Below are 21,248 nucleotides of genomic sequence, written 5' to 3'. Positions count from 1 at the left end.
GCCCTGATGTCTGCCTGGGCGGGTGGCTTGCGGCTTGGCGATCAAGAGGTTTGCGTCAGCCTGCGATCGGCGGGTTCGACCGGGGCGGGCTGGGGAGTGCGTCGAAATCTACGCACTCCCCAGCGACTTGCGCGCGTGGTCGATTGAGCAGCTCGGTCACTCCGAGCCGGACGGATCGAGAACAGCTAGTACTCCAGCCGCAGTTGCCTCATCTGGAGTTTGGGCAGCTCATTGGCGTGATCGATGTCGGGGTTGAGCCCATCACGTAGCTGCTTGTGTCGATGCTATTCGGTCGGTGGTTCCGTGATCGGACTGTCTGTCTGTTGTGGCCAGTCGCCGTGGGGGCAGGCTCTCGGGCTTGTGCTGATCGATGAGATTGTGGGCTGGCGGGCGGGTCTGGATGATCTGTTGGCGCGGTTCGCGCACCGGTTCGGGCGGGCGGAGCCGCGCCGGCAGGCGTTGACCTACCTGGTCGGGTTGCTGTCACCCCTGGCCAGCAAGAACGGCTGGACCCTGGCCGAGGCTGCCGGCGACGCGACGCCGGATCGGATGCAGCGGCTGCTCAACCGGTCGGCGTGGGACCCGGAGTCGGTCCGCGATGACCTGTTCGCCTACGTGTCCGAGCACCTCGGCGATGACGACGGGGTGCTGATCGTCGACGAGACCGGGTTCCTGAAGAAGGGAATCAAGTCGGCCGGGGTGCAGCGCCAGTACTCGGGCACGGCTGGACGAACGGAGAACTGCCAGCTCGGGGTGTTCCTCGCCTACGCCAGCCCAGCCGGGCGCACGCTGATCGACCGGGAGTTGTATCTGCCCCGTGGTTGGTGCGACGACCCCGCCCGCCGCGCCGAAGCCGGCATCGCGGCCAGCGTCGGGTTTGCCACGAAACCCGTGCTTGGCCTGCGAATGCTTGAACGCGCCGTCACCGCCGGCCTACAGGCGAGGTGGGTCACCGCGGACGAGGCCTACGGACAGGACTCCAAGTTCCGGACGTGGCTGCAGCAGCACCGGATGGGCTACGTGCTCGCCGTGCCCCGCAACCAGCGGGTCCCGACCACGGTGGGCAGCTCCCGCCCGGACGTCCTCGCCGCGAACGCGCCGGCCCTGGTGTGGAAGCGGCGCAGTTGCGGCGACGGCGCCAAGGGACCGCGACTCAATGACTGGGCCGTGGCCTCCCTGCCCGGTACGGGCGACGGATCCGGCCACTGGCTGCTGATCCGACGCAGCATCACCAACCCCACCGATCTGCAGGCACCCAAGACGAGCAGCTGATCCGCATCGCCGGGACCCGTTGGGCGATCGAGGAGTGCTTCCAGACCGCCAAGACCGAGATCGGCCTCGACCACTACCAGGTGCGTCGGTACGACGCCTGGTACCGGCACATAACTCTCGTTCTGTGCGCCCATGCCTACCTCACCGTCACCGCCGCCCACGCTAGAAAGGGGGCACCGAACCCGATGACGGCCTCATCCCCCTCACCCTCGGCGAGGTCCGCCGTCTCCTGGCACACCTGATCACCACCACCCGCCCCTTCGACCACATCCATCGATGGTCACGATAGCGACGACGACACCAGTACCGCGCCAAACTGGCCCACTACCAGCGAAGACACTGACTTCACCAGGTGCGGCTGGAGTACTAGGTCGAGGTGTTCCTGCCTGCGTCATCCCTTTGGGCCGGCATTGATCGATCGTACGCTCTCTGCCGGAGGTGACCTGGTCCCAGCGGCCCGAGCGGCTCACCGCCGCCGGCGTACCTGAGGAGATCAGGTTCGCGACGAAGCCTGCCTGGCCGGGCAGATGATCGCTGCCGCGATCGAGCCTGATCGCCGACAACGCTGCGTCGCTGTTGCGGCCGGGAATTCGGATGATTACGGCTGCCGACGGTGACGAGCTCGCCGTGCTCAACCTCGGAGAGACCGCAAACTGAGGCAACGACCTTGAAAGGATTGAACTTATGAGATAGGCTCACATCAAATTCCCGGGAATTGGGTTTGCATAATTTTACCTCCCCTTGTTGTTGCATATCTCTGGATGCACTCCATTCGTAAAGGTGGTAGATTCGAGTGCCAATCAAAAGTCCTCGTATTGTGAAAAGGGTCACGCTTGCGGCCTCTGCGGCGGGCCTGGCTGCCGCCGCCATTCTCATCCCGGCGTCCCCGGCGTGGGCGGCCCCGCAATGTATCGGCTACGTCAGCGGTGGCGTATCGTTTGACGTCTGCGTCGAGAGAATCAGCGGGGTCCAAGGGAGGGCGAGCATCAAAGTCAAGTCTGGGACCTACGTTAGCGGTAGCCTCCAGATGTACAGGGGTAGCAACCTGGTGCAAACGGGCTGCAGCGGCCAGTGGCCGGCCGGCCAGAGTTGCGGGTTCACCAACAACTGGAACTCCGGCGGCTCGTTCCGCTCGGTTTGGGTCAGCGCGGGCAGTGGCACCTTCCCCAGCCCCACAGTCTCTAACTGATGCCGCAAGCTGCAGTGTCCGCTGCAATGGCGCCTGGTTTGATCTATAGCTCCACCCTCGACCTTTCATCTGTCCGGTAGCGCAGTTTCTTCGGCTCCGCGCGGCGAGTTCACCGTGCAGGAGCAGGGTTTGCGTCCAGACGGTGCCGCAGGTCCCCGAACGCCCTGCCCCTAGCTGGGGCGTGCCCGGGTTACTGGGTGTCTTGCCTGCTGGGTGTGGGCTGGTGGCCAAGGGGTTTGCATGATGGGTTGACGCGAACCTCTTAATCACCGATGCAAACCGGGGGCGAGTGGGTCAGTCGCGGTGGTGGCGGCCGCTGGTGCGCAGGGAGCGTCGGCCGCTGTCCCGGTCCGGTTCGTTGTCAGCCAAGGGCTTGCCCAGGCCGGTGACCCAGTCGACGTACTCGTCGTCCGGCGTCGCCGACTTCGGGTCGACTTCGTCCATTGGGGCGTCCTGTGGGGAGCGGTTGCGCCGGAACAGTCCCCGTCGACTCTTGGTCTTTCCGGTCTGTTCCGGCGCGCTGCCGTCGTCGGTAGTGGGATCGGACTGGTCAGGGTCGACGGTCGGACCGTTCACCGGCGCGGTGCCGCTGGACTTCTCCGGCTCCCAGCGGAGACTGATCGGCTTCGGGGCGTCCGTCTGCTCGGTGGCACCCGGTTCGGGAAACGGCAGGGCGGCCCGGGCCGGTGCGGGTCGGTGGGCACCGGCCGGGCCACCCGTACCGCCGAGATCCGGCAGGTGGTGGCGGGGGCGGGGGGTGGCCTCGACGCCACCCGGCGCAACGTGCCGTACGCCGGCCACCGGCGGCACGTCCTCGGTGATCGGCGTGGCCGCAGCGGTGCCGCCCCGGCTGGTGGTTTCCGGTGCCGTCGTGCCGACCGGGGCGGCGTCGACGTCATCCGGTGTCGGGCTGCCGGTCGGGCCGGAGCCGGCCGGTCGGTCCTCCCCGGTACCGCCTGTCTCTGCGACGGGCGAGGGTTCGGGGCGGGCGGGGACGGCCGCAGCTCCGGTCGCGGTGGACCGGGCGCGGCTGGCCCGCTTCGCCCGGGGCTTGGGCGTGGCCACGGACTCCTCCCCGGTGGCCGGCCCGGCACCTGCTGCCGGCCGCACTGCGCCGACCTCGCTGCCCGCCTCTTCGGCGGCTGCCGCCTTCCGCTGGCCTGAGCGGCTTCGCGGCGACCCGGCCCGACCAGCTCCCGCCCCCGCGGACGACGTCGCACCCGGTGCGTCCCCGGCCGGCCCGTCCGGGGTGGCTGCCGCCGGGTCCGGCCCGGTCGGGGCCGGCCGGTTCGGGCTCGGAGCCGGCTCGATCGGGGTCGAGCCGCTCCAGGCCGCCCCGGTCGTGCTCACCCCGGTCGTGGTCAGGCCGGTCGGGGCCGGAGCGGCCGGGGCCGCGCCGGTCCGGCTCGGTTCGGGCCTGGTCGGGGGTGGGGTGGTGCGGGAGGCGTGCCGGTCGGCGACCGTGGCGGCGGGGTCCGGCCAGTCCCAGTGGGCCGGGTGGCGGCCGGTGCCCGGCGCGTCAGGCGACGGCCACCCCGGGCCGGTGCCCGGTATCGCCGGCACCCCGCCGACCCCCGACGCGATGTCGGCCGAGGACCCGGAGGCCATCGCGGAGGCGGCGGCAGCGGGCCGGTCGGCGGCGCGGGAGCGGGCGGCGTCCGGTCGGTCGGGGCGGAGGGCGCGGGTGGCGGCGCTCAGGTCCACGGTGACCGGCTCGTCCGCGCCGATGCCGGCCAGCTCGGAGCCGGTGAGCTCGGAGCCGGTCAGGCCGGTCCGGTCCGGGCCGGAGCCGGCAGCGGCGGTGCGGGCCGGGTCGGCCACGGCCGGCAGCGGGGCGAGGATGTCGGTCGGCTCGATCGCCGCCTCGCCGTCGCGGCGGGCGGCGCGGGCGGGCAGCAGCGGCCAGCGCAGCAGGGTGGCGGCGACCGAGCCGAGCGCGCCGGTGACGACCGCGATCACCACGCCGTAGTACGGGGCGAGCTGGTACCGGTCCACCTGGTCACCCGGCCCGGCGGTCAGGTAGGCGAAGGCGAGCAGCACCGGCCCGGCGACCCCGGTGGCCCCGCCGGTCAGCCGGGGGTGTCCCCGTCGCCGGGCCACCCCGCCGGTCACCGCGCCGGCCACCAGCGCGATCACGGGCAGCAGCATCGCCAGCCGCTGTGCCCGGTCCGCCCCGAGCCAGGAGGGCTCCAGCACCCCCAGGCGTACGGTGCGCAGCGGCTCGCCGGACAGCACCGCTGGTGCGACCGACAGGAGCGCGACCAGCCAGATCGTCCCGCCCAGCAGGGCGACGTTCCAGCCCAGCGGAGGGCGCAGCAGGACGGCCGAGGCGGCGACCGCGCCGACCACCGCCCCGGCGACCGCGCAGATGCCGACCGCCCAGACCGGGTCGACGGCGTTGACGTCGGCGGCCCGTGCGGGCTGCATGCAGAGCGGGGCGACGACCAGCGCGCCGAGCGCGGCGGCCCCGGAGATCGCCAGCTGTACCGGGGTGTCCTGCGGCAGCCCTTCACGGCGGACGAGCCGGCCGGTGAGGACCGCGCCGACCACGGCGGCGGTCACCGCGAACCAGCCCACCCAGGCGAGCTGGGCCGGCCACCGGTTGACGTCGGTGAAGTCGCCGGTGAGTCGGACGATGCCGAAGCCGTACGCGATGCCGAGCTGGCCGGCCCCGGCCAACATGCTCACCCCGAGTGCGGTGAGCAGCAGTTTGCCCCACGTCCGAAAGGCCATGTCGCGCACGTTACGGCCCGGTGCGCCCGATCGCCACTGTGGCGCGGCGCGGCCGGGACCAGCTGTTACCCAAGCGCTACCAGCGACTACTTGAGTTCCACCAGGCGGGCCAGATAGGTCGTGTCCCCGACATTGGTGAGCATGTGGACGGCACCCGGGTCCCGGTAGACCACCCCGCCGGTGGGCTCGTCGGCGTCGATCCGGGTCCCGTCGATCGTCTGCACCACGTTCTTCGCGCCCTCGATCGCCACCACCAGGTACGGGTGGTCGTGCCGGTGCAGCGGCTGCCGCTCACCCGGGGCGAGCCGGATGTGCCACACCCGGACCCGGTCGTTCTCGAAGACGATCTCCTGGCCGACCGGGCCGAGTTCGAGGTCGTGGGTCACGTCGGTCATCGGGTTCCGCCCAGTTGGGGGAGCACCTCGGCGGCGATGAGCTCCAGGTGGTCGAGGTCGTCGAGTTCGATCAACCGCAGGTGGACCCGGGTGGCCCCGATCGCGGCGAACTCGCCGATCCGGTCGACCAGTTGGGCGGGGGAGCCGACCACCGGGTCCTCCGGCGGCAGGGCGCTCTTGACGTGCAGCGGTGCGGCCCGGCGCTGGGCTTCGGCGTCGGTACGCCCGATCGCCACCACGATCCCGGCGGAGAGCACCAGCGGTGCCCGTCCCGACCCGGCCCGGCCGGTCCGGTCGCACGCCTCCCGTACCCGGTCGTACGCCTCGGCGGTCTCCTCGACCGACTTGAACGGCATGTTGAACTCGTCGGCGTACCGGGCGGCGAGGTCGGGGGTGCGTTTCGGACCCCGGCCGCCGATGATGATCGGCGGGCCGGGCTGCTGGACCGGCTTGGGTAGGGCGGGGGCGTCGACGAGCTGGTAATGCTCGCCGGCCCAGCTGTAGGTCTCGCCGACCGGGGTGCGCCACAGCCCGGTGACGATCTCCAGCTGCTCGGCGAGCCGGTCGAAGCGTTCGCCGACCTTGGGGAAGGGGATGCCGTACGCGGTGTGTTCCCGTTCGTACCAGCCGGCGCCGATGCCCAGCTCGACCCGGCCGCCGCTCATCTGGTCGACCTGGGCGACCATCACGGCCAGCGGGCCGGGCAGCCGGAAGGTGGCCGAGGTGACCAGGGTGCCGAGCCGGATGCGGGAGGTTTCGCGGGCGAGTGCGGCCAGGGTCAGCCAGGCGTCGGTGGGGCCGGGCAGCCCGGGTTCGTCGCCCATCGCCCGGTAGTGGTCGGCCCGGAGGAACCCGTCGAAGCCGCCGGCCTCGCAGAGCTGGGCGAACCGGAGCTGGTCGTCGTAGCTGGCGCCCCGGTGCGGCTCGGTGAAGATCGCCACTCGCACGGTCATCGTCCCTCCACCCCGGCGGTCGCCGGTGTCTCCCGTTCCATCAGCAGTTCGTGCAGGTCGGCGCTGACCCGGGCGACGTCGGCCAGGTGGGCGTTGCGGCCGAGGGTGCGGGGCCGGGGGATGTCCACGTCGACGATCTTGCGGATCCGCCCGGGGCGGGGGCTGAGCACGACCACCCGGTCGGCGAGCAGCACCGCCTCGTCGATGGAGTGGGTGACGAAGACGACGGTCGCCCCGGTCTCCATGTGCACCCGTTGCAGTTCGCCGGAGAGTTCCTCCCGGGTGAGCGCGTCCAGGGCGGAGAAGGGCTCGTCCATCAGCATCACCCGGGGTTCGCCGATCAGCGACCGGCACAGCGACACCCGCTGCTGCATGCCACCGGAGAGTTCGTGCGGCAGCCGCTTCTCGAAGCCGGCCAGGCCGGAGAGTTCCAGCAGTTGGCGGGCGCGTTCGCGGTGCTTGGCGCGGCTCCAGCCGAAGATCTCGGCCGGCAGCAGCACGTTGTCGAGCACCGTGCGCCAGGGGAGCAGGGCGGGTTTCTGGAAGAGCATCGCGACGTCCCGGCGGGGCCGGGTGATCGGGCTGCCGGCGACGGTGATCTCGCCGCTGCTGACGGGCAGCAACCCGGCGATCATCCTGAGTAGAGTGGACTTGCCGCAACCGGAGCGGCCGAGCACGGCGACGAACTCGCCCTCGGCCACGTCGAGGTCGATCCCGCGCAGCGCCTCCACCCGCCCGGAACGGCCGTCGAAGGTACGCGACACATCGGACAGTCTGATCATCGCCGTCGGTCTCCCCTGAGTCGGCGGTCAGGAATCCGACAAGGATATCCCCAGCGTGCCGGCCGCTCACCGTCCGGGGTGGAGTCGAGTTGTTTCCGTTCCGCAACCCGATCCGCCTGGTGTGGTGACGGTAAGTGTCTCGTACGCTGTGCCAGCGAAGAGTCCCTTCACGACGGCTGCGTCGGCGCCCCCTCACGCCGTCCCGCCGGAACGACAACCCCCTCCGGGCACACCGCCCGGTCGGAAAGGACATGGTGCACTGATGACAAGGCTGACCCGCACGGTCGCCGCGGCCACCCTGGCCACCGCCCTCGCTCTGGTATCCGCCTGCAGTGGCGGGTCCGACTCGGCGGACGCAAAGACCGGCGACGGCAAGTCGCTGGAGAAGGTGACCTACCTCACCTCGTTCGGCAACTTCGGTCGCGACTCGTACGCCTGGGTGGCGAAGGACAAGGGCTTCTTCAAGGAGGCCGGCTTCGAGGTGGAGATCAAGCCCGGTCAGGGCACCGGCGCGGTCATCCAGACCATCGTCGGCGGCCAGGCCGACTTCGGTCCGATCGACCTGACCGGCGGCCTGCTCCAGGTCGGCAACGGGGTGGCCAAGGACTTCGTGGCGGTGGCCGCGATCCAGCAGCGCACCATGGCCGCCATCGTCTCGGTCGAGGGCAAGAACATCGCCACGCCCAAGGACCTCGAGGGCAAGAAGCTCGCCGACACCCCCGGCTCCGTCGTGCGCAACCTCTTCCCGACGTACGCCCGGATGGCCGGGGTGGACTACAACAAGGTCACCTGGGTCAACGGTGACGCGCAGACCCTGATGGGCACGCTGGCCTCCGGCCAGGTCGACGGCATCGGCCAGTTCGTCGTCGGTCAGCCGACCGTCGAGGCGGTCACCAAGAAGAAGCCCGTCGTGCTGCCGTACAGCAACGTGATGCAGGACCTCTACGGCAACGCGCTGATCACCTCCAGCAAGATCGCCAAGGAGAACCCGGAGAAGGTGAAGAAGTTCACCGCCGCGCTGCTCAAGGGGCTTGAGTACGCCCTGGCCAAGCCGCAGGAGGCGGCCGAGATCCTGAAGAAGAACGTGGACACCACCAACCCGGCAGCTGCCGCCGCCGAGTTGCAGCTGATGGCCGGCTACGTGCGCTCCAGCAACTCCGGCACCGCCATCGGCACCCTGGACAGCGACCGGGTCGCCAAGAGCATCGCGATCCTCCAGGGCGCCGGCGCGCTCAAGTCGAACATCACCCCGGACCAGATCATCGACTTCAACCTCGTCCCGAAGGCCTGATCGACGCCGAGGTGCCACGGGGGTGCGACCCAGCGGGACGACCGGTGGGCGCACCCCCGTTCGCGTGCCGGCCAGCGTGCCGGCAGGAGAGGAGGATCCTGTGACGGACTCGATCCGGACCCGTCCCGTACCCGGATCGGCCGGACCGCCGACCCCCACGGTTCAGGCCGCGCCCCCACCGCGCGCCCGGTCACCCTGGTCCCGGATACGCCCCGCGGCGGTCGGCCTGCCGCTGGCCGGCCTGGTGGTCACGGTGGCCGTCTGGTGGGTGGTCACCTCCGGGCTGCACCTGGTGCACCCGTCGTCCCTGCCGCCACCACAGGCGGTCTGGACGTCCCTGACCGCATCGGCGGACGTGCTCTTCCCGGCGCTGGGCACGACGACCCTGATGACGGTCCTCGGTTTCCTGCTGTCGACGGTCGCCGGGGTGCTGATCGGGATGGCGCTGGCCGCCTCCCGGCGGGCCGAGCGGATGTTCGCCCCGCTGCTGGTGGCGATCAACGCGGTGCCCAAGATCGCGCTGGGGCCGCTGCTGGTGGTCTCGGTCGGCTGGGGTTCGAAGCCGATCCTGACCATGGTGTTCCTGCTCTGCTTCTTTCCGATCGTGCTCTCCACCGCCACCGGCCTGACCACCACCCCGGCTGACCTGGCCGAGCTGGCCCGGTCGCTGAACGCCTCCTGGTGGCAGTCGTTCCGCAAGGTGCGGTTCCCGGCCGCCCTGCCGCAGATCTTCGTCGGGCTGAAGGTGGCGATGCCGCTGGCCGCGATCGGCGCGGTGATCGGGGAGTTCTACTCCGACAAGCCGGGCCTGGGCTACCAGATCCTCCAGTACAACGGGGTCGGCGACACCGCCACGGCCTGGGCGGCGATCGTGCTGATCGCGGCGATGAGCATCCTGCTCTATTCGGCGTTGTCGCTGGTCGAGCGGCTGGCCCTGCCCTGGGTCCGGGCCACCACCTCGGCCCGCTGACCCCGCAGCCACCCGACCCGAAGCACCGACGGGCCGACCCCACCCGGGGGCCGGCCCGTCGGTCGGGGGCGGTCAGCTCGCCAGCCGCCACCGGCCGCCCCGGGCCACCAGCGTGGTCAGCGCCTGCGGCATCAGCCCGGAGTGGTTGTCCGGGGTCATCCGGATCGGCCCGGACAGGCCGTCCAACTGGGACGTCTCCAGCACGTCCCGCAGGCCGTCCCGGTTGACCCGGCCACTCGGGCCGCCGGCCCGTACCGCCGAGTCGGCGATCAGCTGGACGGCGTCGGCGGCGAACGACGAGAGGCCGTTGTAGCCGCCGAACCGGGCCGTGTAGTCCTGGAACCACTGCCGGCGGGCGGCCTTGGCCGGGGTGGTGGCGATGACGTCGTCGATCACCATGGTCTGGGTGAAGATCAGGGTGGCCCGCTCGGTGGCCCGGCCGGAGCCGCCCAGGAAGAGGTCACCGGCCGCGGCGGCGTCGAGGAAGAGCGACCCGGAGTAACCGGACTGGTCGGCGGCGGTGGCGGCGAGGGTGGCCTGCTCCGGCGGGGTCCAGATGACCAGCCCGGTGGGGTCCCGGTCGACCAGCCGGCGAACCGGTGCGGCGAGTTCGGTGTCGGTGGTGCGTACCGCCTCGGCGCGGACCCGCTTGATGCCGACCTTGCGGAACTCGCCCTCCAGCGCGGTCAGTCCCTCGCGGCCGTAGTCGTCGTCGCTGTGCAGGATGCCGACCTCGGTGATCCCGCGCCGCCGCAGTTCGGCGGTGAGCGCGGCGGCGCTGTCGCCCGCGTTCGGCGCGAGCTTGAACACGTACCGGCGTTCGGGGACGGGGCTGGCGACCGCGCCCGACGGCGCGAGTGCGATCGTCGGCACCTTCCGTTCGTTGATGGTGCGCGCGGCACCGACGGCGCATTCGTTGCAGCCGCCCATGATGATGGCGTTGACCGTGGAGTCGTTGCTGAAGTCGCCGATGTTGCGCAGCGACTCGTTGGCGTCGGACCGGTTGTCCTTGACCACCAGTTTGATCTTCCGGGAGCCCAGGGCGCCGGAGGAGTTCAACTGGTCGACCTTCAGATCCAGGGCGCGCTGGTACGCCTTGCCGACCGGCGCGGCGACGCCGGAGAGTTCGAGATCGGCGGCGATCGTGATCGGGCTGTCGTCCTCCTCTGTCGCGCCGAACGAGCAGCCGGTGAGCGTGGTGGCCAGCACGGCCGATGCGAGCGCCACGATGGTCGCGGAGCGGATGGGGCTCAACTCAGTCCTCCAGGTGCGGCGCGGGACGGGCCCGGTCACCGCCGCTAGTCCGTCCTCAGTGGAGAAACGGGATTGTGTGCCGTACGGTGTGCGCGAAAGCCTGCAAAACCTTGCCAATGCCGGGGCGTGCGGTCAAGCGCGGATGCTGTCGGCGGTTTCGGGACGCGAATCTCACATTGTGGGGACATCAGATATTTACCCATGCTCACTCATCAGAGGCGTACGAACACTCTGGAGTGACATGCCCTGTTCAGGGGTGGCCTGCTAAGCAGGGAAAACGGTGATCAGCATGCTGGTCGACCGATTCCTGTCCGAACGCGGCTTCCCAAACAGGATCTTCTCTGATGAAATCGCGGCCGTGCCGCGCGTGGCGCTGTCCGTCGCACCAGGCGCGGGTCGGCGGGTCAGGCGTGTGGAAGATACGACGGAGGCGATGTCGTGAGCACCGGACCGACGACCCTGCCCGAGCCAGGCGAAAACGCCGGAACCGAACGGGAGCGCCGACTGCCCCGGCTTCGGGATGCGCGGATTCGTTCCAAACTCGCCCTCATTCTGGTCGTACCGGTCGCAGCGGTCATCGCACTGGCGACAATCCGACTCGTCTCCACTACCGAGGGTGCGGTCGACGCCACCCAGATCCGTTCGCTGACCGCGCTCTCCATCGACGTTTCGGCGCTGACGCAGGATCTGCACAAGGAGCGGATGGCCGCCGCCGGCTACCTGGCCAACCCGCAGCTGCTCCCGGACGACTACAACCTGCGGGTCCGGGCCACCGGTGAGCGGATCAACGCCTACCGGGCCGAGCGGGCCGACCTCGGTGAGGTCCCGGCCGCCGTGCGGGACCGGCTCAAGGTGATCGACGACCACCTGCGGACGCTCGACGCGACCCGGCAGGAGGTGCTCGACCGCCGGCAGATGCCCGTCGCCGAGGCCACCCTGCGGTACGGCGTGATCCTCACCGACCTGGTCTCGTACGGCGACACCCTGGCCCAGCTGCCCGGCCAGGAGAGTCTCGCGGACGCCCGCCGCGCGGTGGCCGCGTTCAGCCGGGCCAAGTCCGCCGTCGCCGAGGAGGAGGCGGTCGCCTACACCGCACTGGTCAGCGGACGCCTCGACGAGGAGCAGTTCTCCTCGTTCGTGGCGACCCTGACCAGTCAGCAGGAGGCACTGCTCGGCTTCTCCCTCGCCGCCGACCCCACCCAACGTGCGCTGGTCTTCAGCGCGGTCTCCGGTGACGCCGTCGGCCTCGCCGACCGGGTGGCCGCCGACATCACCCGCTCGGTCGGCCAGCGCAGCCCGATCAGCGCCGGTGACGCCAGCGCCGCGATCGGCGCGGTCAACGACCTGATGCGGTGGACCGAGATCCAGCTCCAGGACACCCTGCTCGCCCGCTCCGAGCAGGCCCGCAGCGACGTCATCCAGCAGGCCGTCATCGAGACGGTGCTGGTGCTGCTCACCCTGATCGTCGCGATCACCCTCGCCGTGGTGCTGGCCCGCTCGCTCAACCACTCGCTGCGCCGGCTGCGCGAGGGCGCCCTCTCGGTGGCCAACCACGACCTGCCGGACGCGGTCAAGCGGTTGCAGAACATGGGCAGCGTCGGCGACGGCGGGGTCGAGGAGATCGTCCGCCAGGTGCGGGACCCGATCCGGTTGACCAACCGGGACGAGGTCGGCCAGGTGGCCCTGGCGTTCAACGTGGTCCACCGGGAGGCCGTCCGGGTCGCCGCCGAGCAGGCGGCGCTGCGGACCAGCGTCTCGGCGATGTTCCTCAACCTGGCCCGCCGCAGTCAGACCCTGGTCGACCGGATGATCGGCGAACTGGACGCGATCGAGCGCGGCGAGGAGGACCCGAAGCGGCTCGCCCAGCTCTTCGAGCTGGACCACCTCGCCACCCGGATGCGCCGCAACGACGAGAACCTGCTGGTGCTGGCCGGTGCCGACTCGGCGGTGCCGCGCCGCGACGACGCGCTGCTGGTCGACGTGCTGCGCGCCGCCCAGTCCGAGGTGGAGCTCTACAACCGGATCGAGTTCGGCACCGTCGACACCGACATCTCGGTCGCCGCCCACGCGGTCAACGACGTGGTACGCCTCGTCGCCGAGCTGCTGGACAACGCCACCCGCTTCTCGCCGCCGACCACCACCGTCGTCGCCGACGGCCGGCGGATCCGCGACTATGTGCTGATCCAGATCGAGGACCGCGGACTCGGCCTCACCGACGAGCAGCTCGACTCGCTCAACCGCCGCCTCGCCGCCCCGCCGACCGTGGACGTGGCCGCCTTCCGGCTGATGGGTCTGGCCGTGGTCAGCCGGCTGGCCAGCCGCTACGGCGTCCGGGTGGAGCTGCGACGCAACGTCGAGGGCGGCACCGTCGCCCAGGTGACGCTGCCCAACGCCACCGTGGTCCTGCCCGCCCACCGGGGCCGCGACCAGGCGATCAGCCGTCCGCGCCAGCCGCTCGCGGTCGAGCAGCCGACGCCCGCGTCGTCCGGCATCGGCGGGGCCTTCAGCGGTGCCCGCAGCGCGGCGGCGACGCTGAACGACCAGTGGCGCACCGCCCCACCGGCGCCCGCGCCGTGGCAGCCGCCGGTGGACGCCCGGGAGACCGCCCCCGCCGTGCAGTTCGGCGGCCCGGTCTCCGCCCCACCGTTCGCGCCGGTCCCCGCCCCGTCGGCCGACTCCGGGTTCGGGGCCTTCTCGGCCGGCAGCCCGACGGTGGCGAACCCGACCATCGACCCGCTGCCGCGCCGGGCCGCGCCGGGCGAGTCCGCCCCGGTGCTCCCGGTCGGCCCGGTCGCCGGTGCCACGCCCGCCCCGACGGAGTCCTACGGTGCGCCGGCCATGCCGTTCGCTGGTGCCCCGGCAACGACTCCGTACGCCGGTGCCCCGGCAACGACTCCGTACGCCGGTGCCCCGGCGGCGACCCCGTACGCCGGTGCGCCCGCCGCCACCCCGTACGCGGGTGCTCCGGCGGCCACCCCGTTCGCCCCGGCCGCCGCCGCGGCGGCGTTCGCCCCGGCGGCCCAGCCGGCCGCGTACGCCGCACCGGCCGCCCAGCCGTACACCGCACCGGCCGCGTCCTACACCCCGCCGGCGCCGGCCGCACCGGTGGTCGCCCGCCCGGACCGGCCGGCCGACTCGCCGATCTTCCGGGAGATGGAGGCGGTGTGGTTCCGGTCGCACGGCGACGACGCCACCGCGATCTTCACCCGGCCCCGCTTCGACGAGGAACCGCCGGCCGCACCGCCGCGGTCCAACGGCGCGAGCAAGCCGACCCGCCCGCCGCTGCCCACCCGGGTACCGACGGCACCCACCGCCGCCGGCACCCCGACCGTCACCCCCGCCCCGGCGGCCCCGCAAGCGCCCGCCGCCACCGGACCCGTACCGCCGGCCCCCACCGCGGCGTCCACATTCGGCACCACCGCGCCGGCCGCCCCCACCACGGCGTCGACATTCGGCACCACCCCGCCGGCCGCGCCCGAGGCGCCGGCAGGCCCACCGGCCGCCGACGCCGACGCCTGGCGGACAGCGGCCGACGAGGGCTGGACCCGGGCCAGCCAGGCGGCCGAACCGGCCAACGCCGGCACCACCCGTTCCGGCCTGCCGAAGCGGGTGCCGCAGGCGCAGCTCGTCCCCGGCGGGATCGAGCCGAAGGAGGGCCGGGACCGCAGCCGCCGCACCCCCGACGAAGTACGCGGTCTGCTCTCGGCCTACCACCGCGGCGTGCAGCGCGGACGCACCGCAGGCGCGGACCTCAACAGCACCTCGACCAAGGAGACGAACCGATGAACAGGCCAGCTGCCATGCAGGACATGGGTTGGCTGCTCACCAACTTCGCCGACAGCGTGGCGGGCATCGCCCACGTGGTGGCGGTGTCCGCGGATGGGCTGCTGCTCGCCTCCTCGCGGGACCTGCCCACCGACCGGGCCGACCAGCTCGCCGCGATCACCTCCGGCGTGGTGAGTCTGACCGAGGGTGCCGCCCGGATGTTCAGCGCGGGCGGGGTGCTGCAGACAGTGATCGAAATGGACAGCGGTTACCTGTTCCTCATGTCGATCAGCGACGGTTCGTCGATGGCGGTGCTCGCCGCCCGCAGCTGTGACGTGGGTCAGGTCGGCTACGAGATGGCGTTGCTGGTCGAACGGGTGGGTGCGGCGTTGGTGCCGCTGCCCCGGGACGCCGTGCGTTCGTAGCACCGGTGAGGCCGGGCGCGACCGCGTCCGGCCGGAGGGACGACGCATCCGGGCCGGACCCGGGCGGAAGGAGGTGATCGCGGCATGGACCCCCGACGGGACCCGCGCGGGGCGTTGGTGCGTCCGTACGCGGTCACCCGGGGCCGCACCGAGCCGAGCCGGGACATCGCACTGGAGGCGGTGCTCACCTCCAGTGCGACCCAGGTGGCCGAGTCCCGCTTCGCCGGCCACGACAAGTACCGGATCGCCACCGTCTGCGAGGGCCGGGCGCAGTCGCTGGCGGAGATCGCCGCTTACACCCGGATGCCGTTGGGCGTCGCCCGGGTGCTGGTCGCCGACCTGGTCGCCGACGGTCTGCTCACGCTACACACTGCCGCTCCCGCCGAGGGGTTCGAGGAGCGAATGGAAATCCTTGGAAGGGTGCTAAGTGGACTTCGCAGGCTATGACCCCGTCGGGTCGCGCCAGAGCCGGGGAATCGTCTCCGCGAAGATCGTGGTCGCGGGCGGCTTCGGCGTGGGCAAGACGACCCTGGTCGGGGCGATCTCCGAGATCACTCCGCTGACCACAGAGGCGCTGATGACCGCCGCTGGCGTCGGCATCGACGATCCGTCGAAGGTGCCCGGCAAGGAGACCACCACGGTCGCCATGGACTTCGGCCGGATCACCATGGCGCAGGACCTGATCCTGTACCTGTTCGGCACCCCCGGGCAGACCCGCTTCTGGTTCATGTGGGACGAGATCATCCGGGGTGCGGTGGGTGCCGCCGTGCTGGTGGACACCCGGCGGATCACCGACGCCTTCGCCCCGTTGGACTACTTCGAGAACCGCAAACTCCCGTACGTGGTGGCGCTGAACCGGTTCGACGGCTCGGACCTGTACGAGCCGGACGAGGTCCGCGAGGCGTTGGCCATCTCGGCGGACGTGCCGCTGGTGATGTGCGACGCCCGGGACCGGGAGTCGGTCAAGCAGGTGCTGGTGACGGTGGTCGAGCACGCCATGATCCGGCTGCAGGCCGAGCACGGCCGGGGCTTCCCGACTCCGGTGGGCTGAGGGCAAACCTGTCACCATTTGTAACGACACGGCGTGGCCGCGCTCAATCCGACGACGCCCTCCGGGTGCGCCCAGAAACTGGATGAACCCACTCTGACCTGCAGCAACGTACGCTTTTCCACGAATGTAACGCCCAGTGAGAGGTTCCTCACTGGAACATTGGTGGAGGTGGCGTCATGCGCACAGTGACAGTGATGTCGATCATTGCGGCCGGGGTCGTGCTCGGGGCCGGAGTCGCCGGGCCGGCCCAGGCGGCCGGTCTCGATCCGCAGACCCGGGCGGACGCGTTGACGGCGATGGAGGGGGAGGCGTTCGCCCACGCGAAGTACCTGGCGTACGGCGAACAGGCGGCGCGTACCGGCGAACGGCGGATCGCCCGGCTCTTCGCCGACACGGCGCGGACCGAGCGGTACGACCACTTCGCGGCCGAGGCGAACCTGATCGACTTCGTCGGCAGCAACGTGGACAACCTGCGGGAGTCGATCGCCGGCGAGGAGCACGAGGCGACAGTGGTCTATCCCGGCTTCGCCGCCCAGGCGCAGCAGGACGGCTGTGCCGAGGCGGCCGAGCTGTTCACCGAGCTCGCCGCCGACGAGGCGGTGCACGCGGCCCGGTTCCGCACCGCGCTGCAAGCGCTTACCGATCCGGGCTCCGGGGTACGCATCCCGGTGGGCGAGGCGGTGCCCCCGGTGCCGATCCTGCCGAGCCTGCCCGCCTGCACCGGGGCGACCCAGGAGAACCTGGAGGCCACCCTACGGGGTGAGGCGTTCGCCAACGCGCGCTACACCTCGTACGCCGGGCACGCCCGCGCCACCGGTGTCCTCCGGCTGGCCCGGCTCTGGGACAACACGGCCGGCCAGGAGCTGGGCGAGCACTTCGCCCAGACCGCCGAGCTGGCCGGACTGGTCCGCGACAACGCGGCCAACCTGCGGGAGTCGATCGACGGCGAGCAGTACGAGGCCACCGTCATGTACCCCACGTTCTCCCGGCAGGCGGCTGCGGCGGGTGACCGCCGGGCGGCGGCGCTGTTCCGGGAGATCGCCTTCGACGAGGCCGACCACGCGTCGGCCTTCCTGCGGGCGCTGGTGCGACTGGAGGTCTGAGCATCCCGCCCGCGCGACGTCGACCGCACTCCACCAACCCCCGGCCTCACTCCACCCGGAGCCGGTAGCCGCGCTTGACCACGGTCTGCACCACCCGGGGTGCCCGCAGCCCCACCCGCAGCCGGGCCACCGCCATCTCCACCGCGTGCTCGTCGGCCCCCCGGGGCAGCGTGCGCAGCAGTTCGGTCCGGGACAGCACCCGACCGGGCTGGGCGGCGAGCGCCCGCAGTACCGCCATCGGCGCGGGCGCCAGGGGCCGCAGCTCCCCGTCGATGACGGCGGCGTGCCCACGCAGGGTCAGCAGGTGCCCGGCCGCCTTGACCGTGACGGTTCGGCGGGGCAGTTCGTCCACGATGGTGCGGACCAGCGCGCCGAGCCGGGCCCGGGTCGGCGCGCTGACCGGCACGCCCCGCCGCACCAGCGGTTCGGCGGTGACCGCGCCGACGCAGCTGACCAGCACGTCGCCCCGCAACGCGGCCAGCACCGTCTCGGTACGGTCCCCGGCGGCGCGCAGCAGCGCCTCCGCCGCCGGGGCGGAGGTGAAGGTGACGGCGTCGACCAGCCGGCCGGCGACGAGGTCGATCAGCCGGTGCAGCGGGGCCGGGTCGGTCGGTGGGGCCCACCGGTAGACGGGCACCTCGATCACGGTGGCCCCGGCGGCCTCCAGGGCCTCGGTGCACTCCGGTTGCCGGTCGCCGTGCAGCTGCATGGCGATCACCTGCCCGGCCACCCCACGTCGGCACAGGTGCTCGACCACCTCCTCGCAGCTCTCCGAGGCCGGCGACCACTGGTCGTGCAGGCCGGCGGCCCGGATCGCGCCGCGCGCCTTGGGGCCCCGGGCCACCACGTAGGCCCGGGACAGCACGTTCTTCAGCGGCTCGGCCAGCCCCCAGCCCTCGGCCGCCTCCAACCAGCCGCGCATCCCGATGCCGGTGTTGGCCATCAGCACGTCCGGTGGCCGGTCCAGGCAGGCCCGGGTGGCGTCCCGCAGGTCGGTGTCGTCGGCCAGCGGCACGATCCGCAGGGCCGGGGCGAGCACCACCCGGGCACCGCGCCGTTCCAGCAACGCGGCCAACTCGTCGCGTCGCCGGTCGGCGGTCACTCCGATGGTGAAGCCGGCCAGTTCGTCCCGCATCACTCCTCCTGTCGCAGCCGCACCTCGACCAGGCCGTCCCGGCAGCGGACGTCGTACCGGGGCAGGGTCACCCCGGGCAGGTCCAGGCACAGCCCGGTTCGCAGGTCGTACACCTGCTTGTGCAGGGGGGAGGCGACGGTGGGCACCCCGCCCCGGCTGCCGACGATGCCCCGCGACATCACGTACGCGCCGCTGAGCGGGTCGAGGTTGTCGACCGCGAACAGCTCGTCGTCGGTGCGGAAGATGGCCACCTGGACGCCGTCGACCAGGGCGGCGACGCCGCGCTCGGGTTCCAGCCTCTCCAGCGGGCAGACCGGGGCCCAGCCGATGGTGACGGTGTCGCTCATCGCCGCACCTCCGGCAGGCCGAGGACGACCGGCTGGCGACGCCGGGTGGGTGCCCCGGCGGGGGCGGCGGCCCCGTCCGGTGGTGCGGCCCCGGCGGCGACGGGGCCGCGTGTCGGTACCGGCTGGCCGCGTTCCACGGCGAAGGTGATCGACGGGTCCGGCACCTCGGGGGCGTTGACGAAGGAGGTGAACCGGCGCAGCCGTTCCGGGTCGTCGAGCACGTCCCGCCACTCGTCGGAATAGGACGTGACGTGCCGGGCCATCGCCGCGTCGAGTTCGGCGCAGAGCCCGAGCGAGTCGTCGACGATCACCGACCGGAGGTGCTCCAGGCCACCGTCCATCGCCTCGATCCAGGCGGAGGTGCGTTGCAGCCGGTCGGCGGTGCGGACGTAGAACATCAGGAACCTGTCGATCAGGGTGATCAGCTCGTCGGTGGTCAGGTCGGTGGCGAACAGGTCGGCGTGCCGGGGCCGGAAACCGCCGTTGCCGCCGAGGTAGAGGTTCCACCCGGTGTCGGTGGCGATGATGCCGAAGTCCTTGCTGCGGGCCTCGGCGCACTCCCGGGCGCAGCCGGAGACGGCGGACTTGAGCTTGTGCGGGGCCCGCAACCCCCGGTAACGCAGTTCCAGCGCGACGGCCAGGCCGACCGAGTCCTGCACCCCGTAGCGGCACCAGGTCTCGCCGACGCAGGACTTCACCGTGCGCAGCGCCTTGCCGTACGCGTGGCCGGACTCGAAGCCGGCGTCGACCAGCCGCCGCCAGATCTGCGGGAGCTGCTCGACCCGCGCGCCGAACAGGTCGATGCGCTGCCCGCCGGTGATCTTGGTGTAGAGCTGGAAGTCGCGGGCCACCTCACCGATCACGATCAGCTTGTCCGGGGTGATCTCGCCGCCCGGGATCCGGGGCACCACCGAGTAGCTGCCGTCGCGTTGCAGGTTGGCCAGGAAGTGGTCGTTGGTGTCCTGCAACGACGCCTGCTCGCCGTCGAGCACGTGCCCGGTGCCCAGCGACGCGAGGATCGAGGCCACCACCGGCTTGCAGACGTCGCAGCCCCGGCCCCGGCCGTGCTCGGCGACGAGCTGCGAGAACGTCCGGATGCCGCGCACCCGGACGATGTCGAACAACTCCTGCCGGCTGGCGTCGAAGTGCTCGCACAGCGCCGTGGACTGCTGCACCCCGGCCGCGTCGAGCAACTGCTTGAGCATCGGCACGCAGGAGCCGCAGCTCGTCCCGGCCCGGGTGCACGCCTTCAACGCCGGCACGTCGCACGCCCCGCCGGCGATCGCCGCGTCGATGTCGTCGCGGGTCACCGCGTTGCAGGAGCAGACCTGCGCCGCACCGGGCAGCGCGGTCACCCCGCCGCCGCCCTCGCCGGCCGGGGCCAGCAGCGTCAACGGGGGAGCGGGCAGCGGCCCGCCGACGCTGGCCCGCAACGTCGGGTAGGCGGTCGCGTCCCCGACCAGCACCCCGCCGAGCAGCGTCCGCGCGTCGTCGGAGAGGACCAGCTTCGCGTACGAGCGGGTGACCGGGTCGGTGAACGTGACGTCCAGGCAGCCGGGGGTGGTGCCGTGGGCGTCACCGAACGAGGCCACGTCGACGCCGAGCAGCTTGAGCTTGGTGGCGCTGTCCGCGCCGGGGAAGGTGGCCGCGCCGCCCAGCAGCCGGTCGGCCACCACCTCGGCCATCGCGTACCCGGGGGCGACCAGGCCGTGGCAGGTGCCGTCGACGGCCGCGCACTCGCCGACCGCCCAGATCCGCTCGTCGTCGCTGCGGCAGCTCCCGTCGACCAGCACCCCGCCCCGGGGGCCGAGGCCCAGCCCGGCGGCGCGGGCCAGCTCGTCGCGGGGCCGGATGCCGGCGGCCACCACCACCAGGTCGGCGTCGACCGTGCCACCGTCGGAGAGGTCCAACGCGGCGACCGTGCCGGTCGGGCCGGGCCGCAGCGCGGTGGTGCCCACCCCGAGGTGGGTGGTGACGCCCAGCTCTTCCACGTAGCGCCGCAGCATCGCGCCGCCCGCCTCGTCGACCTGCACCGGCATCAGCCGGGGGGCGAACTCCACCACGTGGGTGCGCAACCCCAGCAGCCGCAGCGCGTTGGCGGCCTCCAGACCGAGCAGGCCGCCGCCGATCACCGCCCCGGTCACCCGGCCCCGGGCGTGCTCCCGGATCGCCTCCAGGTCGTCCAGGGTGCGGTAGACGAAGACGCCCGGCAGGTCCGTGCCGGCCACCGGCGGGACGAACGGGTACGACCCGGTGGCCAGCACCAGCGCGTCGTACGGGTGCTCCCCGGTCGCGGTGGTCACCACCCGCCGGTCCCGGTCGATCCCGGTGACCGGCTCGCCGAGGTGTAGCCGCACCCCCTCGTCGGGGGTGTGCAGGTTGAGCTCCTCGGCGGACACCCCGTCGAAGAACGCCGACAGTCGCACCCGGTCGTACGCCGGGCGGGGTTCCTCGGCGAGCACCGTCACCTGCCAGCGCCGGTCGTGGTCGCGGGCGCGCAGCGCCTCGACGAACCGTTGGCCGACCATGCCGTTGCCGACGACGACCAATCGTCCACCGGTCATCGGGTCACCTCCTCGTGGT

16 protein-coding genes and 1 pseudogene are annotated in these 21,248 nt (G+C 72.0%); 9 read left to right on the top strand and 8 right to left on the bottom strand.

Annotated features, from left to right (window positions below; translation table 11 throughout):
- Nucleotides 1-360: 360 nt before the first annotated feature.
- Nucleotides 361-1,514: pseudogene (locus AB0C22_RS27400) on the top strand (IS701 family transposase).
- 1,241 nt (nucleotides 1,515-2,755) lie between these two features.
- On the opposite strand, the gene AB0C22_RS27395 reads toward AB0C22_RS27400, so the two are convergent.
- The 4 genes from AB0C22_RS27395 to AB0C22_RS27380 all read right to left on the bottom strand — a co-directional run bounded on the left by AB0C22_RS27395 (nucleotide 2,756) and on the right by AB0C22_RS27380 (nucleotide 7,324).
- Nucleotides 2,756-5,194 (bottom strand): hypothetical protein, encoded by a 2,439-nt coding sequence (locus AB0C22_RS27395; protein ID WP_357537846.1) that lies wholly within the window; start codon nucleotides 5,192-5,194, stop codon nucleotides 2,756-2,758.
- 86 nt (nucleotides 5,195-5,280) lie between these two features.
- Nucleotides 5,281-5,589 (bottom strand): cupin, encoded by a 309-nt coding sequence (locus AB0C22_RS27390; protein ID WP_145921730.1) that lies wholly within the window; start codon nucleotides 5,587-5,589, stop codon nucleotides 5,281-5,283.
- The gene (locus AB0C22_RS27385) at nucleotides 5,586-6,536 is read right to left on the bottom strand and encodes an LLM class F420-dependent oxidoreductase (RefSeq protein ID WP_357537933.1); all 951 of its coding nucleotides are present in this window, start codon (nucleotides 6,534-6,536) and stop codon (nucleotides 5,586-5,588) included. The genes AB0C22_RS27390 and AB0C22_RS27385 overlap by 4 nt, the downstream gene beginning before the upstream one ends.
- A 2-nt stretch (nucleotides 6,537-6,538) precedes the next feature.
- Nucleotides 6,539-7,324 carry an ABC transporter ATP-binding protein gene (locus AB0C22_RS27380; protein ID WP_208568183.1) on the bottom strand — a complete coding sequence of 262 codons (786 nt, stop codon included), beginning with the start codon at nucleotides 7,322-7,324 and terminating at the stop codon, nucleotides 6,539-6,541.
- A 262-nt stretch (nucleotides 7,325-7,586) separates the two neighbouring features.
- On the opposite strand from AB0C22_RS27380, the gene AB0C22_RS27375 reads away from it, so the two are divergent.
- Both AB0C22_RS27375 and AB0C22_RS27370 read left to right on the top strand, forming a co-directional pair.
- A complete protein-coding gene (locus AB0C22_RS27375; protein ID WP_219464718.1) occupies nucleotides 7,587-8,615 on the top strand; it encodes an ABC transporter substrate-binding protein in 1,029 nt (342 codons plus the stop codon).
- Nucleotides 8,616-8,715: 100 nt separating this feature from the next.
- Nucleotides 8,716-9,585, top strand: coding sequence for an ABC transporter permease (locus AB0C22_RS27370; protein ID WP_219464717.1), 870 nt, complete (start codon nucleotides 8,716-8,718; stop codon nucleotides 9,583-9,585).
- Nucleotides 9,586-9,657: 72 nt separating this feature from the next.
- On the opposite strand, the gene AB0C22_RS27365 is transcribed toward AB0C22_RS27370, so the two are convergent.
- A complete protein-coding gene (locus AB0C22_RS27365) occupies nucleotides 9,658-10,839 on the bottom strand; it encodes an ABC transporter substrate-binding protein (RefSeq protein ID WP_219464716.1) in 1,182 nt (393 codons plus the stop codon).
- A gap of 280 nt (nucleotides 10,840-11,119) precedes the next feature.
- On the opposite strand from AB0C22_RS27365, the gene AB0C22_RS27360 reads away from it, so the two are divergent.
- The 6 genes from AB0C22_RS27360 to AB0C22_RS27335 all read left to right on the top strand — a co-directional run bounded on the left by AB0C22_RS27360 (nucleotide 11,120) and on the right by AB0C22_RS27335 (nucleotide 17,183).
- Nucleotides 11,120-11,281, top strand: coding sequence for a hypothetical protein (locus tag AB0C22_RS27360; RefSeq protein WP_208568179.1), 162 nt, complete (start codon nucleotides 11,120-11,122; stop codon nucleotides 11,279-11,281).
- Nucleotides 11,278-14,625 (top strand): nitrate- and nitrite sensing domain-containing protein, encoded by a 3,348-nt coding sequence (locus AB0C22_RS27355; RefSeq protein WP_357537843.1) that lies wholly within the window; start codon nucleotides 11,278-11,280, stop codon nucleotides 14,623-14,625. Before AB0C22_RS27360 ends, AB0C22_RS27355 begins: the two co-directional genes overlap by 4 nt.
- Nucleotides 14,622-15,029 (top strand): roadblock/LC7 domain-containing protein, encoded by a 408-nt coding sequence (locus AB0C22_RS27350; protein WP_067313320.1) that lies wholly within the window; start codon nucleotides 14,622-14,624, stop codon nucleotides 15,027-15,029. The genes AB0C22_RS27355 and AB0C22_RS27350 overlap by 4 nt, the downstream gene beginning before the upstream one ends.
- Before the next feature lie 84 nt (nucleotides 15,030-15,113).
- Nucleotides 15,114-15,476, top strand: coding sequence for a DUF742 domain-containing protein (locus AB0C22_RS27345; RefSeq protein ID WP_067313317.1), 363 nt, complete (start codon nucleotides 15,114-15,116; stop codon nucleotides 15,474-15,476).
- Complete coding sequence (locus tag AB0C22_RS27340; RefSeq protein WP_357537842.1) at nucleotides 15,457-16,080, top strand: ATP/GTP-binding protein; 624 nt, start codon at nucleotides 15,457-15,459, stop codon at nucleotides 16,078-16,080. Before AB0C22_RS27345 ends, AB0C22_RS27340 begins: the two co-directional genes overlap by 20 nt.
- A gap of 194 nt (nucleotides 16,081-16,274) precedes the next feature.
- Entirely contained in the window at nucleotides 16,275-17,183 is a 909-nt protein-coding gene (locus tag AB0C22_RS27335; RefSeq protein WP_357537841.1) for a ferritin family protein, read from the top strand.
- A 46-nt stretch (nucleotides 17,184-17,229) separates the two neighbouring features.
- On the opposite strand, the gene AB0C22_RS27330 is transcribed toward AB0C22_RS27335, so the two are convergent.
- The 3 genes from AB0C22_RS27330 to nirB are packed head-to-tail and all read right to left on the bottom strand — an operon-like array spanning nucleotide 17,230 to nucleotide 21,229.
- The gene (locus tag AB0C22_RS27330; RefSeq protein ID WP_208568176.1) at nucleotides 17,230-18,318 is read right to left on the bottom strand and encodes a uroporphyrinogen-III synthase; all 1,089 of its coding nucleotides are present in this window, start codon (nucleotides 18,316-18,318) and stop codon (nucleotides 17,230-17,232) included.
- Nucleotides 18,318-18,665 carry a nitrite reductase small subunit NirD gene (nirD, locus tag AB0C22_RS27325; RefSeq protein ID WP_208568175.1) on the bottom strand — a complete coding sequence of 116 codons (348 nt, stop codon included), beginning with the start codon at nucleotides 18,663-18,665 and terminating at the stop codon, nucleotides 18,318-18,320. The genes AB0C22_RS27330 and nirD overlap by 1 nt, the downstream gene beginning before the upstream one ends.
- Nucleotides 18,662-21,229, bottom strand: a complete 2,568-nt coding sequence (gene nirB / locus AB0C22_RS27320) for a nitrite reductase large subunit NirB (RefSeq protein WP_357014510.1) — start codon at nucleotides 21,227-21,229, stop codon at nucleotides 18,662-18,664. Before nirB ends, nirD begins: the two co-directional genes overlap by 4 nt.
- Between the last annotated feature and the right edge of the window lie 19 nt (nucleotides 21,230-21,248).

Origin of the sequence: Micromonospora sp. NPDC048894 (assembly GCF_040649765.1) — a bacterium.
Taxonomy (GTDB): domain Bacteria; phylum Actinomycetota; class Actinomycetes; order Mycobacteriales; family Micromonosporaceae; genus Micromonospora; species Micromonospora antibiotica.
The sequence above is the reverse complement of the archived record's forward strand: the minus strand, read 5'-3'. Positions and strand labels throughout refer to the sequence as shown.

Coding starts and splice junctions, on each gene's coding strand:
- AB0C22_RS27380 (WP_208568183.1), bottom strand. CDS start 7,324: ATGATCAGACTGTCCGATGTGTCGCGTACCTTCGACGGCCGTTCCGGG.
- AB0C22_RS27390 (WP_145921730.1), bottom strand. CDS start 5,589: ATGACCGACGTGACCCACGACCTCGAACTCGGCCCGGTCGGCCAGGAG.
- AB0C22_RS27330 (WP_208568176.1), bottom strand. CDS start 18,318: ATGCGGGACGAACTGGCCGGCTTCACCATCGGAGTGACCGCCGACCGG.
- nirB (WP_357014510.1), bottom strand. CDS start 21,229: ATGACCGGTGGACGATTGGTCGTCGTCGGCAACGGCATGGTCGGCCAA.
- AB0C22_RS27350 (WP_067313320.1), top strand. CDS start 14,622: ATGAACAGGCCAGCTGCCATGCAGGACATGGGTTGGCTGCTCACCAAC.
- AB0C22_RS27395 (WP_357537846.1), bottom strand. CDS start 5,194: ATGGCCTTTCGGACGTGGGGCAAACTGCTGCTCACCGCACTCGGGGTG.
- AB0C22_RS27375 (WP_219464718.1), top strand. CDS start 7,587: ATGACAAGGCTGACCCGCACGGTCGCCGCGGCCACCCTGGCCACCGCC.
- AB0C22_RS27335 (WP_357537841.1), top strand. CDS start 16,275: ATGTCGATCATTGCGGCCGGGGTCGTGCTCGGGGCCGGAGTCGCCGGG.
- AB0C22_RS27345 (WP_067313317.1), top strand. CDS start 15,114: ATGGACCCCCGACGGGACCCGCGCGGGGCGTTGGTGCGTCCGTACGCG.
- nirD (WP_208568175.1), bottom strand. CDS start 18,665: ATGAGCGACACCGTCACCATCGGCTGGGCCCCGGTCTGCCCGCTGGAG.